14 protein-coding genes are annotated in these 13,249 nt (G+C 70.3%); 6 read left to right on the forward strand and 8 right to left on the reverse strand.

What is annotated here, in order from left to right; all coding sequences use genetic code 11:
* Positions 1-11: 11 nt before the first annotated feature.
* Positions 12-947, reverse strand: coding sequence for an MBL fold metallo-hydrolase (locus tag NF4_RS09980; protein WP_063127016.1), 936 nt, complete (start codon positions 945-947; stop codon positions 12-14).
* A gap of 102 nt (positions 948-1,049) precedes the next feature.
* Between NF4_RS09980 and NF4_RS09985 the strand changes: the two genes are divergently transcribed.
* Positions 1,050-1,934, forward strand: a complete 885-nt coding sequence (locus NF4_RS09985) for a helix-turn-helix domain-containing protein (RefSeq protein ID WP_063127017.1) — start codon at positions 1,050-1,052, stop codon at positions 1,932-1,934.
* A gap of 41 nt (positions 1,935-1,975) precedes the next feature.
* Here NF4_RS09985 and NF4_RS09990 read toward each other — a convergent pair whose 3' ends face one another.
* On the reverse strand, positions 1,976-2,623 hold the full coding sequence (locus NF4_RS09990) for an ankyrin repeat domain-containing protein (protein WP_063127018.1): 648 nt from the start codon (positions 2,621-2,623) through the stop codon (positions 1,976-1,978).
* A gap of 61 nt (positions 2,624-2,684) precedes the next feature.
* Positions 2,685-3,845: a Tle-like phospholipase domain-containing protein gene (locus NF4_RS09995; RefSeq protein WP_063127019.1), complete on the reverse strand. Its 1,161-nt coding sequence runs from the start codon at positions 3,843-3,845 to the stop codon at positions 2,685-2,687.
* Between the two features lie 205 nt (positions 3,846-4,050).
* Between NF4_RS09995 and NF4_RS10000 the strand changes: the two genes are divergently transcribed.
* Positions 4,051-5,013 carry a hypothetical protein gene (locus NF4_RS10000; protein WP_063127020.1) on the forward strand — a complete coding sequence of 321 codons (963 nt, stop codon included), beginning with the start codon at positions 4,051-4,053 and terminating at the stop codon, positions 5,011-5,013.
* A gap of 21 nt (positions 5,014-5,034) precedes the next feature.
* On the opposite strand, the gene NF4_RS10005 is transcribed toward NF4_RS10000, so the two are convergent.
* On the reverse strand, positions 5,035-6,012 hold the full coding sequence (locus tag NF4_RS10005) for an alpha/beta hydrolase (RefSeq protein WP_232330390.1): 978 nt from the start codon (positions 6,010-6,012) through the stop codon (positions 5,035-5,037).
* A 219-nt stretch (positions 6,013-6,231) separates the two neighbouring features.
* Here NF4_RS10005 and NF4_RS10010 point away from each other — a divergent pair, with 219 nt between their 5' ends.
* The 3 genes from NF4_RS10010 to NF4_RS10020 all read left to right on the forward strand — a co-directional run bounded on the left by NF4_RS10010 (position 6,232) and on the right by NF4_RS10020 (position 9,219).
* A complete protein-coding gene (locus NF4_RS10010) occupies positions 6,232-7,284 on the forward strand; it encodes a hypothetical protein (RefSeq protein ID WP_157120140.1) in 1,053 nt (350 codons plus the stop codon).
* On the forward strand, positions 7,281-8,123 hold the full coding sequence (locus NF4_RS10015) for an SAM-dependent methyltransferase (RefSeq protein WP_063814543.1): 843 nt from the start codon (positions 7,281-7,283) through the stop codon (positions 8,121-8,123). The genes NF4_RS10010 and NF4_RS10015 overlap by 4 nt, the downstream gene beginning before the upstream one ends.
* Before the next feature lie 220 nt (positions 8,124-8,343).
* Positions 8,344-9,219, forward strand: a complete 876-nt coding sequence (locus NF4_RS10020) for a phytanoyl-CoA dioxygenase family protein (RefSeq protein ID WP_063127021.1) — start codon at positions 8,344-8,346, stop codon at positions 9,217-9,219.
* A gap of 5 nt (positions 9,220-9,224) precedes the next feature.
* On the opposite strand, the gene NF4_RS10025 is transcribed toward NF4_RS10020, so the two are convergent.
* The 4 genes from NF4_RS10025 to NF4_RS10040 form a co-directional block, all read right to left on the reverse strand.
* Complete coding sequence (locus NF4_RS10025; protein ID WP_063127022.1) at positions 9,225-10,118, reverse strand: class I SAM-dependent methyltransferase; 894 nt, start codon at positions 10,116-10,118, stop codon at positions 9,225-9,227.
* A gap of 564 nt (positions 10,119-10,682) precedes the next feature.
* The gene (locus tag NF4_RS10030; RefSeq protein ID WP_157120142.1) at positions 10,683-11,675 is read right to left on the reverse strand and encodes an NAD(P)H-dependent flavin oxidoreductase; all 993 of its coding nucleotides are present in this window, start codon (positions 11,673-11,675) and stop codon (positions 10,683-10,685) included.
* A 114-nt stretch (positions 11,676-11,789) separates the two neighbouring features.
* A complete protein-coding gene (locus tag NF4_RS10035) occupies positions 11,790-12,233 on the reverse strand; it encodes a MarR family winged helix-turn-helix transcriptional regulator (RefSeq protein ID WP_063127024.1) in 444 nt (147 codons plus the stop codon).
* Between the two features lie 61 nt (positions 12,234-12,294).
* On the reverse strand, positions 12,295-12,501 hold the full coding sequence (locus NF4_RS10040; RefSeq protein ID WP_063127025.1) for a hypothetical protein: 207 nt from the start codon (positions 12,499-12,501) through the stop codon (positions 12,295-12,297).
* 248 nt (positions 12,502-12,749) lie between these two features.
* Between NF4_RS10040 and NF4_RS10045 the strand changes: the two genes are divergently transcribed.
* A complete protein-coding gene (locus NF4_RS10045) occupies positions 12,750-13,247 on the forward strand; it encodes a hypothetical protein (RefSeq protein WP_084533011.1) in 498 nt (165 codons plus the stop codon).
* Positions 13,248-13,249: the final 2 nt, after the last annotated feature.

Below are 13,249 nucleotides of genomic sequence, written 5' to 3' on the forward strand. Positions count from 1 at the left end.
CCTGTTCGGGTTCAGATCCGGGTGAACGGGGCCCAGGCCGTGACGGCGAACGAGTCGCCGCTGCGCGTGACCTCCGCGCCGCCGTGGCCGCCGAGATGGGCGGGGATCACGAGCGCGTTGTCGTCGGCGGCGCGGGCGAGCAACCGGCGGCGGGTCGCCCGGGATCGCACCGGGTCTTCGCAGAAGCAGCTGTTGGTGTCCGGTTCGACGAACTGCAGCGCGGTGTGCAGCAGATCGCCCACGAACAGCGCACGATCGCCACCCGAACGCAGTGCCAGCACCGACGACCCAGGGGTATGGCCCGGTGCGGCTTCCAGCCGCAGGCCGGCGTCGATCCGGTAGTCGTCCTCCCAGAGCCGGATCTGCCCGGCGGCGTGCACCGGGGCGACACTGTCCTCGAAGACGTTCTGGTTGCCCCGGCCCAGCGTCGGACGGTATCCGTTCGCGGGGTTCCAGAAATCGAAGTCGGCGCGGGGCACGAGATAGGTGGCGTTGGGAAAGGTCGGCACCCATTCGCGGCCGTCGAGCCGGGTGTTCCAGCCGACGTGATCGACGTGCAGGTGGGTGTTGATCACCAGGTCGACATCCTCGGGCCGGACACCGGCCCGGGCCAGATCACCGAGGAAGTCGGTGTCCAGCCGGCTCCACACCGGAGAGTATGGCCGCTCCTTGTGATTGCCGACGCCGGTGTCCACCAGAATGGTCCGGCCTTCGCTGCGCAACACCCAGGTCTGGATTGCGCTGCGGCATTCGTTCGCGGCCGCGTCCAGGAAGTCCGGCGCGAGCCAGTCCTCGTGCCGGCGCCACAGGTCTTCGGACGCGTCGGGGAAGAACGCCCCCGGGGACATGTGGACGGTCCCGTAGTACTCGACGACCCGGGTGACGGTGACGTCGCCCAGGACGATCTCGCGGACGGCGGGTTCGGTGCGGTGATCGGTGCTGTTCACACGGCCAGCATGTGGCGGCGGCCCGCGGGGCAGCCAGACCCGGGTGTGGGTATCCCGGCCAGGGAGAGGTACGGGGTGCCGGCGCGGGGGCACACTGGTCCGATGGCGGTTTCCGGGCATCTGGGCGAATTCCTGCGAGCACGGCGTTCGGCATTGCGCCCGGAGGACGCGGGGGTGATCGCGGGTCTCCAACGGCGGCGGGTGAGCGGTCTGCGACGGGAGGAACTCGCGCAACTCGCCGGTGTCAGCGCCTCGTACTACACGCGGCTGGAGCAGGGCCACGCGGTCAACGCCTCCCCGGCGGTGCTGGACGCCCTGGCCGGCGCGCTGCGGTTGGACGATCACGAACGCGCGTATCTGCACACCCTCGCGGCGCGGCGGCCGCGGCGACTCGAACGGCCGCCGGCGGAGCGGGTCTCGGCACTCACCCGCGAGCTCCTGCGCTCGCTCGGTGAGGTGCCGGCCGTGCTCCTCGGGCGCCGCACCGACGTCCTCGCCTGGAACGGTCCGGGTCACGCGCTGCTCGCCGGGCATGTCGATTACGCGGCCCCGGATCGGGCGGCCGACCGGCCGAACCTGAGCCGCATGCTGTTTCTCGATCCGCACACCCGTGCGCTCTATGCCGACCGGGAACGCAAAGCGCGAGCCGTGGTCGGTAATCTGCGCTCGGTCGCGGGCCGGTACCCGGAGGACGCTCGCCTGGCCGCCCTGGTGGGCGAACTCTCGATGGCCTCCCCGGAATTCGCCGCGCTGTGGAGCGACCATCGCATCAAACCCTGTGAGGCCGATACCTATCTGCTGCGGCACCCCCTCGTCGGCGAGCTCACGGTCGGTCAGCAGACCCTTGTCGTCGCGCGTACGCCGGACCAGTCGCTGGTACTGATGACCACCGCGGCGGGCTCCGCCTCCGAAAACGCGTTACGGCTGCTGCGCCATACGAGCTCCGCCGAGCCGGGGCGAGCCGCAGCCGCCGGGGACCGTCGATGAGGACCCCTGTCGTGTGCCGCCGCTCCCACGGCGGCCGGTCGTCACCCGTCTTCCACCGGGATGCCGTGTTCCGCCAGCCAGGCGGAGATCCGGTCGACCGCGGCGCGGGAGGTGGGCGGCAACAGCACGGACGGGGTCATGAACAGGTATCGCTGGAACGTCACCCTTTGCCCGTTGACCGCTGCGGGGTCGGCTCCCGCCTCCAGCAGCGCGAGTACGTCGGCGTACCTGTCCAGCTGCGCGGCGGCGTGCAGCGGTAGTTCACCGGCGAGATCGGCGATATTCGGGTTCGCCTCGTGCCGGAGCAGGACGGATACGTTCCGATCCAATTGCCGCAGCACGGCCTGCAGCAGCGGGGTGCTCCCGGTGCGCGGATTCGGCACATCCGGATCCGCCTGCCGGGTGAGCAGCGTCGTCAGATATGCCGGATCGTCGATCGACGCCGCGCAATGCAGAGGCGTCTCACCGTCGTCGTCGGCGCGATGCGGGTCGGCACCGGCATCGAGCAGCACAGCACACGCGGCTTCGGACCGACTGAGCACCGCCCAGTGCAGCAGGGTGAGGCCCTCGTCGCCGACGGCATTCGGATCGGCGCCGGCGGCGAGCGCCCCGCCGAGTCGACCGCTGTCGTGTGCCGCTATCGCCGCGGCGCAATCCCGGGCAGCGGTTCGGTCGAACGGTGTCCCCATCGCGCTGGTCCTTCCCGTACTCTCGGCCTCCCGTGCCGTGTGCTCGGCCGCCGGGTGGTGGTCACGACCACGGTCGCACAGTGTCGAGAGCCTGCTGCACCGCACCCATACTGTGCAGTCGCAGCGCGTGCGATAGCCGCGTGCCCCGCTCCTCCGGCGGGAACGGGTCGGGCAGGTCGATACGGGTACCGAGGGCGGGTTGTACGCGGGACAGCCCGCCGGCGGTCACCGTGGCCGCGGCCGAGCCGCCCATGGTGGCGCCGACGATACCGCCGAGCCCCCGTCCCGCCATACTGCCCGCGGCCCGGCCGATCGGACCGCCGAGGGCGCCACCCACCCCACCGCCGAAGGCGCCGCCCACCAGCCCGCCGAGCAGCCCGCCGGTCACCACGCGGCGCGCCTGGTGCGCCTCCTGGAATCCGGTCAGCGGATCCCCCGCCACCACGTAACTGCGCACATGCCCCGCCGCCGCGAAGGTGCGGGCCGCCTCGGGCTCCAACCCCAGTCCGCGAACGGTCCGTTCGGACAGCCCGGCGGCGTTGAAGGTCACCGCCGGAGCCCCGGACTTGAGTGCCGCGGTGACTGCCAGGCCGCCACCGAGGGAATGGCCGGTCAGCACCAGCTCGTTTCCGAAGGCGGTCCGAGCCAGTTTGCCGAGCCGACCGGCGAGCACGTACTGCTGCGCATGCAGCCCGGTTCCCTGGTACAGGTTCGTCTTCCAGCCCTTCCAGCTCCGCTGGCCGGTACCCGCGAAGGCGAGAACGTGCCGGCCTTGCTCATCCCGGTACAACGCCGCGGCCAGTCCGCTGCGCGTATCCCGAAGCGCGTCGTCCGGTATCCCGGCGGCGTTCAGCTCCGCGGCGGAGAGACGGGTGAAGCCGTCGATCCGGGTGGTCGACCCCGGCAGGTACACATCGGTCGCCAATTTCGACAGCGTCGCGTCGGCCGGCCGTGGCTCCCGGGACCGCATCTGCGCCGAAAAGGGTTCCCGCGCACCCGCACGCTCGACGCCGTCACCGAAATGACCGGCGCGCGTATCGGCGTCCCTCCGATCGGTATCGGACAGCAACCGATCGGCGTCGGCCAACTCCTTCTGCGACCGGCGGAGCTGTCTGGCCAGTGCGTTCATGTGTCCCGCCAGCGCGAACCGGGCCTGTTCGAGGGCGCCGGTCAGCCGCCCCGCGAGCTCGCCGAGCGACTTCGCCGAAGACGCCAACGTCACCTCCCGCCCCGTACCGACTGTCGCACACGGTACCCGAGCAACCGTTCGGACAATTCCTGCAGTGGCACGGTGGGCCGGAAGCCGGGGCGGCGAACGGGCGAAGTCTCCTCCGTGACGCTGATTATCGATAGGCAGAGCGGGTAGGCGCACCAGAGGTGCATCGTGGCACCCGCCAGAAAATCGACACCGGAGGAACGATATTCGTATGACTTCGCGTGAAACCACTACTCTGCTGGCGCAGCTGCGTGCGATCCGTGAGTTGACCGATACCGAGATCCAGATCGCGGAAACCCGCATCGGGCAGGCACGGACCGAGGCAGTGCGCCGCGAATTGTCCGAGAACGCCGAAAACGCCCGGGCCCGTGCCGAAGCCGTCGGCGCCGCGGTTCGCGAACTCGGCGGCGTACCCGAGGTGATCGGCCCCTTCCTCGGCCGGGCCACCGCCGTGGTGAAGGCGCTCATCGAACAGGCGCAACCGTTCGACGAGGCCCTGCTGGGCGATCTCACCCTGGAACACCAGCTCCTCGACCGCGCGCGGTACGTCAAGGCCCTTGCGACCAGCGCGGGGCACAGCGATATCGCGGCGCTGGCGCAGCGACTGATCACGGCACACTCCGCGACCGTGGACTGGCTGACCACCGTCCTGGCCGAGGAGGCGCTCGGCGGTCCGGCGGCGCTGCGCCGCACGCCACTACAGGCGGCCGCCGGTGCTGCCGTGAAGCTGGTCAATCTGCCCGTCACCTGGTCCGCGCGCGGTGTGGACCGTGCGCTGGACACCGTCCGGGCCACCCCGCCCGCGCTCGGTGAACTACTGGCCCGGGGCGCGCACGCCGGCGATATCGTCGCCCGGACGCTGACCGCCTCCCGCGACGCCGCGCTCGAAAGCGCCGAGCAGGTGACCCGCCGGGAAGGCGCGGGCACCGCCGCCGGTTCGCTGCATTCGGTCCGCGCGAGCATCGGTGTGCTCGAACCGGGGGAGTTGCCCATCGCCGATTACGACCGGCTCAATGTGAGCCGGGCGGTCGCCGCGGTCAAGGAACTGACCGACCCGGCCGATATCCGGGCGATCGTCGCCTATGAGGAGGCGCACAAGAAGCGGCACGGTGTGGTCTCGGCGGCGCAGACCCGGCTCGCGGTCCTCGCCCAGGAAGTGGCCGGTCTGAACTGACCGCCGTGTTCGCCGCGGCGCTCAGCCGGCGATCGACTCCATCCAGTCCCGCACCGCCGCCTGATAGTCGGCGGTGTTGCGGGCGAGATTCACCGAATGCCCGCTCCCGGGCAGCACGAACGTGCGCAACCGCGCGGCCGGGGAGAAATGCGGTGCCTCGGCGGCCTGCAGGGTCGCCGTATCGGCACAGACCCGGGAGCACAGCACATCGTCGCTACCGTTGACCACGAGTACCGGGGCGGTGATCTGCGTGGACATCGGCGGCAGGGTGGAGGTCAGCCCGTCCGGATACTCCGTCGCGGCGAACACATCCTTGGTGGCTTCGTCCACGGCGACGACCGCGGGGTCGGCGGTCGCCGGCGAATGGAACGATTTCTCGCGCGTGCCCGGCCTGGTCGTGAGATATCCGCTGTCGTAACCGCCGCCGGCGAAGGCGGCATCCTGCTCGGCCGGCTGATAGGTGCCGATGATGCCGAGCGCGCCCGCAATGTTCAGGCCGTGCGAATAGCCGGTCAGCAGAACTCCGTCGACATCGTGATGGGTGGTCGCCTCCAGCACCGCCACCCCGGAACTGAGCGAATGCCCACCGGTGACGACCTTCCCGAAGGGCCGGGCGCCGGCGAGACCGGTGCGCAGCGCGCCGATGATTTCGTGCAGGGCCTGCGCGTCCCCGGTGGCGGTGACCCCGGTGCTGGCCGGCCGGCTGCTGGCGCCGGTCCCGAGCCGGTCGACCACCAGCGTCGCGTAACCGGCGGCGTTCATCGCGCGCCGGAAGTTGTAGATCTCCGGGGCGTGCGGGAAATCCCAGTACGTGCCGTTGTAGTTGGACCCCGGCATCAGCACCATGACGGTATCGGTGTCACCACCGGCCGGTGTGCACAGGGTTGTCGCCAGGGTGCCGCCGGCGCGCAGCGGGAACGGGGTCGGCGCGCACTGTCCCGGGTCGGGTTGCGCGGCGTGCGCCACCCCCGGCGCCAGAAATGCGAGAACGGCTACCACAGCGGCCGAAATGCGTACCGTCGAACGACGGATACGCCGCGATCCCTGCGGACGGCCGAGTGGAAACCTGCGAGCAGTCATGTGCCCGGGACCCTAATGGGCGCTGCCGTGGCGCGCAACGGATGTGGTGCCCACCGCGCCGGAAATCGGTGTGGGAGCGGGTTTACCGATTCCCGCGTGGGCCCACCGGCAGCCGTCCGGGAGGGCTAGGATGCGAGCGTGAAGAGGCGGGCCGTCCATTTCGTCGGAAGCTTTCCGGCCGCCGATACCGAAACCGCCATGCGGGCGATGCTCGATGCCGCCGCGCCCCGGCTGCGTACCCTCCCGACCGGGGAGATCGGCCGCTACGAATTCTATATCCGCCCCATCATCGAGGATCTGGCGGCCCAGGGCGTACTGGAAGTGACGCGCGTCAGGGAATGGCGGAGCAGCCGGGACCGCACCCGCTACCGCGTGCCGCGCGGGAGCACACTGACCGCCGAGTCCCTCGACCTCGGCTACCGGCGGGAAACCGAAGAGGCGGTCCCGGTGTACACGCGACTGCGCCGAGCCCGTGATCTGTCCGGAACGGCACTGCAGATCGGGATGCCCACCGCCTTCACTCTCGCCTTCGTAGCACTGGGCGCGAGCGGAGTGCTGCGGCATCGCCGTGCCTTCGCCGACGCCACCGCACGGGAGATCACCGCCGTGCGGGAGCTGGCCGGACCCGATGTCGTCGTCCAGCTCGAGGCCACCGCCGAACTGGTGCTGATTGCGATGGCGCAGCCGGTCCACGGATCGGCCGACCGGGCGCTGGGATTGGCCCGCGGCCCGGCGGAGCTGGCGGCCGCCGCTCCGGTGGGCACCCGGTTCGGCGTGCACCTATGCCTCGGCAGCCTGCACAACAAGGCCCGCGCCACGCTGCGCGACACCCGTCCGCTGGTGGATTTGGCCAATGCGATCGCCCGGCAGTGGCCGGCGGATCGGCCGTTGGAATTCGTGCACGCCCCGCTCGCGGCCGGCTCGATTCCGCCGCCGCTGCGGCCGCAGTTCTATACCCCGCTGGGCGATCTGGCGCTGGGCGCGGGCACCGCCTTCTACGCGGGCCTGGTACACGATCTGCCCACGGAGCAAGAACAGCTGCACGTACTGTCGGTGGTCGAAGCAGCACTGGGGCGGCCGGTGGACGGTATCGCCTGTGCGTGCGGACTGGGACGGCGGTCGCGCCCGGTGGCCGACGCGCTCATGCGGCGCGCGGTCCGCATCGCCGCGGAGGGAGAAGCGCAGACATGAATTCCGATGGGGTGGCCGCGAGCGGTCGCGGCGGGGTCGCGGGGCCGCAGCCGGAGATCGAACGTGTACCGCAGGGGGTGGATCCGCGCATGCCACGCTCGGCTCGGGTCTACGACTATCTGCTGGGCGGAAAGGACAACTACGAGGTCGACCGCGCGCTCGCCCATCGCATTCTCGCGGTGGCTCCGGAAACCAGGTCACTGGCGTGGTTCAGCCGCAAATTCCTGCTGCACGCGGTCCGTACGGCCGCCGCGGCGGGGGTACGGCAGTTCGTCGATCTCGGCTCGGGGATCCCGACCTCACCCAGTGTGCACGAGGTGGCGCACGAAACGCATCCCGCGGCGCGGGTCGCCTACGTCGACAACGACCCGGTGGTGTTCGTGCACTGCAATGCCCTCATGGGCAATCATCCCGGGGTGAGCGCGTTGCACGCGGACGTCCGCCGTCCCGCCGAACTCATCCGGCGGCTGGAAACCGAATCGGGCATCGATTTCGCGGCACCGGTGGCCCTCACGCTCGTCGGCGTCCTGCACTATGTGATGGACGACGAGAATCCGGCCGAACTCGTCGCCCGGTATCGCGAGGCCATGGCGCCGGGCAGCTATCTGGCGCTCACCCACGGAGCCGATATCAGCCATCCAGAGATCATCGAACGCACCTCTCAGGATGCGCGGAACAGTTCCGCGCAGGTGCGGTACCGATCGCGCGAAGAGGTGACATCGTTGCTGGACGGTTTCGAGAACACCGGGCCCGGCGTGGTCCCCCTGCAGCAGTGGCTCGCCGACGATCTGCCGGAAACCAAGCTGGTGCTCTACGGGGCGGTCGGTCGCAAGCACTGACGGCTCGCCGATCACCGCCACCGGACGAACGGTCGCCCGGCTCGCCGGTGCGCACCGAGGGCCGGTAACGCCGGTTCCGTGCAGTCGGCCGGTGGCGGCGGGGCCGCGGGCCTGTGTGCGACAACCGTGGTGGCCGGACTGAAAGTATTGCGGAACCGTAAGAGCGGTAACACAATTGGGTTCGGTCCGTCGACGGGCCCGAATCGCTCGAGGAGCAGTCGTGAACCCTGCACAATCTCCGCCTCCGGTCGATGTCATCACCTCTCTGGACGATCTGCGGGGCGATCTGGCGCGCCGTCATCCGGCGACCACCACCGCCTCGGACGCGGTGGACCCGGCCACGGTCGCCGCCGACCTGTCCGCGCTCGAACGCGACGGCTACGTCGTCTGGGAGAACCTGCTCACCCTCGACGAATGCGAACAACTCCGTGGCGCGCTCACCCCGTTCCTCGAGCGGACCGGCCGCAACACCTTCGAGGGGCAGCGAACCCGGCGAGCCTACAATCTGCTCGAGAAGACCCGTGCCTGCGACGCGCTCGTCGAACATCCCCGGGTGCTGGCCCTGCTCGATCGGTTGTTCCTGCCGAATTATCTGCTCTCGCAATTGCAGGCCATCGATATCCACCCCGGCGAACACGCGCAGATGCTGCACCACGACGACGGTTTCTACCCGGTCCCGCGACCCCGGCCCCCGTTGAGCGCCGCGACGATGTGGGCGATCGATGCGTTCACCGAGACCAACGGCGCCACAGTGGTGCTGCCGGGCAGTCATCGCTGGGGTTCCGAGCGCGGTCCCGCCGAAGCCGATGTCCGGACAGCGGTGCGGATGCCGGCCGGATCCTGCGCGTTCTATCTCGGTACGCTCTGGCACGGCGGCGGTGCGAATCGCAGTACCGGCGCCCGCCTGGGGGTGACCGTGCAGTACTGCGAACCCTGGCTGCGGCCGCAGGAGGCCTATACCCTGGCCACGAGCCGGGATACCGCGCGGACGGTCTCGGAGAACATCCGGCGGATGCTGGGGTACAGCATCCACCCGCCGTTCATGGGTGCCGTCGACGGGATGCACCCCAAACGGCTGCTCGACCGGCCGGTGTGACCGGTCTATTCGGACGCCGCCTCGGCATCACCCACTCTGCGCAGCGCGATTCGGTACAGCACCAGGTGCTCCTCCTCGAACTGCCGGACGGACGCCTCCAGGTACCGTTCATAGGCCTCGGTGACCCGGGCCCCGGCCAGCTTCTCCGCCTCGGCGCGCCGGGCTCGGAGCCGCCGTAGCCATTCGGCGCAGGTGGTCGCATAGTGGTGGCGGTCGTTGACCACCGAACGGATTTCGAACAGCTTCTCCGACGCGTGGGCGAGTTCGGCGAGCCGCGGTGGATCCGACTCCGGGAAGATCTCGTCGGCCAGGAATTGCACATCGGTGATCGAGTTCTGGTCGAGTGGACGGTTGCCCTTGCCGATCGTCTGGACCACCAGGCCGCCGCCGGGGCGCACCATACTGTGGCAATAGGTGAAGAATGCCCGATAGGTGGCGGTGCGTTCGCGGCGCGACAGCCCGAACCGCACGAAATGTTCGAGCGCTCCGATGCAGAAGATGGTGTCGTAGGGGCTGTCGGGCCGATGATCCTGCCAATGTTGCAGGCGCACGTCGGTGCGCTCCGCGGCATGGGCTCGGACGTGGCGGTACTGGTCGCGGCTGAGTGTCAGTCCGGTGACCCGGGTCTGTGCGTGCCGGTCGGTGATCGCCCGCATCAGTCTGCCCCAGCCGCAGCCGATATCGAGTATCCGTTCGGTGCCGGTGAGCCGGGCCTGTTCGATCAGGTAGTCGAGCTTGCGCTGCTGCGCACGGTCGAGGTCGTCGCCGTCGGCCCACAGGGCGCACGAGTAGGTCAGGTCCGGGCCGAGCCACAGCCGGTAGAATTCGGTCCCGATATCGTAGTGATGTTCGACCGCATCCGCCGAGGCGCCCTGGCGTGCGCCGGTATCCGATGTCATCACAGACCTCCGAAGTCTCTTGGTGCGCCGGTTGTCTTCCGGCAGGGGTTTTCGGACCGGTACGGCCGGGCCGATCGACGGGCTCGGTGGATCGCCGACCGAGGTCCGGGCCGCGGTGCCGGTGGGTACACGGCAGGAGAGCCGGTCGGGTACGGGATTGTTTCCGGGAGCCGGTGACCTCGGGGCGGGTGCGGCCCGTGGTGTCCGTGCCTACCGAGGGCGAATCGTTCCGGAACGGGAGCTCCTCAGCGGAGCTCCGAGGGGATGGTGAGTTGGGATCGCTGGTACGGCAGAAGATCTCTCGACCGGTCTCGCGGTATCTCCTGTTCGCGAGCGGGGGAGTGAGCGGATCGGGTCGGCGCCGCAGTCGATTCTACGTGCGTGCGGCAGGGCGCGTCCAGATGCCACGAGCGCCAATTACCTTGCGGCAGCGCGGATATCGATTGCCTCTTCGCTGCTGCGCGGTCGATCGGTTGCCCGGCGAGAGGACAGGTCGATGCCCGGCTTCTCGAACGTCCACCGCCGGTGCCCGGCGGAAACCGGAGCGGTCGGCTGATGACTTTTTCATCTCGTCGCGCCGCTGTCCGCCGTGGTCGCGGTGCCGCCGGTCCACCGGCCCAGCAGGCGATCGGCTCCGTCGCACAGGGCGGCGATCACCTCACTGGCCGGGAGACTGCGGGTGAGGGCACCGACGCCCTCACCGGCGTCGACCGGGGCGCGCCGGGGGTCCCCGGTGGCGGCGGCGGCCGCCACCTCGTCGCGGGCCGCACCGTCCCCGGACAATGCGGCCTCCCGCTCCGCCCAGTGCCGGGTGGTCTCGTTGGCCAGTACGCGGGCGGGGTAGCGGTCCGGCCACGGGAGCCGCTGCCCCAGGTCGAAGACCCGGGTGACCACCGTATCGGTGGCCCGGGCGCGTACCAGCGCGGCGCGAGCGGGTTCCGGGGTGAGCGCTTCCGGGCAGGCCGACAGGCAGGTGCCGAGCCAGGCACCGGCCGCCCCCGCCGCGAGCACGGCCGCCAGACCGCGGGCGGTGGCGATACCACCGGCGGCGAGGACGGGCACCGTGACTGCGTCGAGTACCGCATCCAGTACCGCGAGTGTGCCCAACCGGGTTTCGCCGTGGCCGCCACCCTCGCTGCCGCGTGCGACCAGGACATCCACCCCGGCCGCCGCGGCCCGGCGGGCATGGTCCGCGTCGTAGACCTGGGTGACCGCCGCCGCCCCCGCCGCGTGGACCCGGTCGACCCAGGCCCATTCCTCGGTGAAACCGACCGAGACGAGCGCCGGCCGCGCGGCCAGGGCCGCCTCCAGAAGGGCGGGATCGCGCTCGAGCACCCAGCCCACCATGCCGATACCGAACACCGTGGGCGCCGGATCGAGCTGGGTGAGTTCGTATTCCAGGGCCGCGGCCGATCCGGTGCTGCCCATGCCGATCATCCCGAGCCCGCCGGCCGCGGACACGGCGGCCGCGAGCCGCCCCCCGGCCACTCCACCCATCGGGGCGTTCACGATCGGGACCGATAAACCCATCCGGCGCGACCACGGTGTTCCCGGCACCCGCAACCTCCTTCTCGTCCGGGCGCCCAGACGCCCCTCGTGGAGGCGACATTACGGGAGCCCACGCCCCCGGCCGGCCGCGCTGCGCCGCCGTCTCGGTGGTGGCGGCGTGGTTCAGGGGGCGGCTCCGCCGGTGAACGCGTCCACGACGGCCGCGCCGATCCGGCGTTGCACCGGGTCGGCCGCGGAGCCGAACAGGCGTTCGTCGACGTCGGTCACCACCTGCTGGGCGGCCCGGAGCAGGCGAATCCCTTCGTCGGTCAGTTCGATCGCCGACGCCGACCCGGCGCGGGCCGTACGGTCGTGGACCAGTCCGGCGCCGACCAGGGCCTTCACCGCCGTGTGCACGCTCTGCACACTGATCCCCGACATCCGCGCGAGCTCCGAGAACGACGCACCCGGCACGCCGGAGATATGTCCGAGCAGACCCAGGCGGCCGACGGTCAGATCCAGCGTCGCCAGGGCGGCATTGAGTTCGGTCTCCACTCGCCGCGCCAGTGTCAGCACGATGATCGAGGCGCTGGCCGGCGGGGGTGTCGGGCCGTTGTCGGTACTCACCGATCCAGTGTCGCGCACCGACGCCGGTGCACCGGCGGGCAGGCACGTCTGTCGTGCCGGGTCAGCGGACCGCGTCGATGAGATGCCGGGTGGAGAATGCGACGAACGGGTGCCCGTCGCGCATATCCCGGTCCAATTCCACAAGAGTGTCCCGGTAGCGGTCGACGGAGAAATCCGGCACGCACCAGACGCATTTGCGCAGGATCCATACGACGGCGCCGATATCGGAGAATTCCATCCGGCAGCGCGCGGTGCGCAGGTCGGCCACGGTCGGCCCCGCGGCTTCGGCCTCCGCGGCTTCCCGGGCGGGGTCGCGCCGCGCGTACCGCCGGTCCTGATCTGAAACATTCTCCGGTCAGGCGTTTTCCGCGTCGACGACAGCCGACTCGGATACTGTCGACCGCGCATGCGGGGGCGGTTGGTGTTGCTCTGCCGCGCGCCGGATCTCCAGGTCCTGCCGCGCGGATCCGCTGCACAAGGGGAACTGTTCATCGAGGAAAGGATCGTATGTCTCGTATGCGTAGGACCGTATTGATCGCCGCACTGATCGCTCCGTTGGCAGTGGGTTCCGCAGTGGGCGAGGCCGCCGCGGCCCCGGTCGTGACCCCGTTGCCGATCCCGGTGGTGACCGGCCCGGAAATCGGCCCCGGCGCCGTTCCCGGCGGAGTTCTGCAGACGATCTCGGTGGTGGGGACGACAGGCGAACAACCGGGGACGGTCACCTTCTCGGTGCCGGTTCCGGCGCCCTACCACTATCAATACAACTACCGCTGGATCACCGTGCACTGGCAGAACCTGAACACCGGCGCCGCGGGCAGCGTCGATCTGCGGCACTGGAACGGGATCGACGTCCCCGGCGACCAGAAGTATGCCGCCGCGCTGCCCACCAGCGCGCCGGTGGTGACCGGTGCGGGCCCCGTGCTGGTCACGGCGACGCACAACCGCGAGCAATACCAGGCCCCGCCGCAGTCCACCGCGGTGCTCCCCGGGGCGGGGGTCGTACTCGCGGCCTGAGC

Origin of the sequence: Nocardia fusca NBRC 14340, assembly GCF_001618425.1 — a bacterium.
In the GTDB taxonomy this organism is placed as follows: Bacteria; Actinomycetota; Actinomycetes; order Mycobacteriales; family Mycobacteriaceae; genus Nocardia; species Nocardia fusca.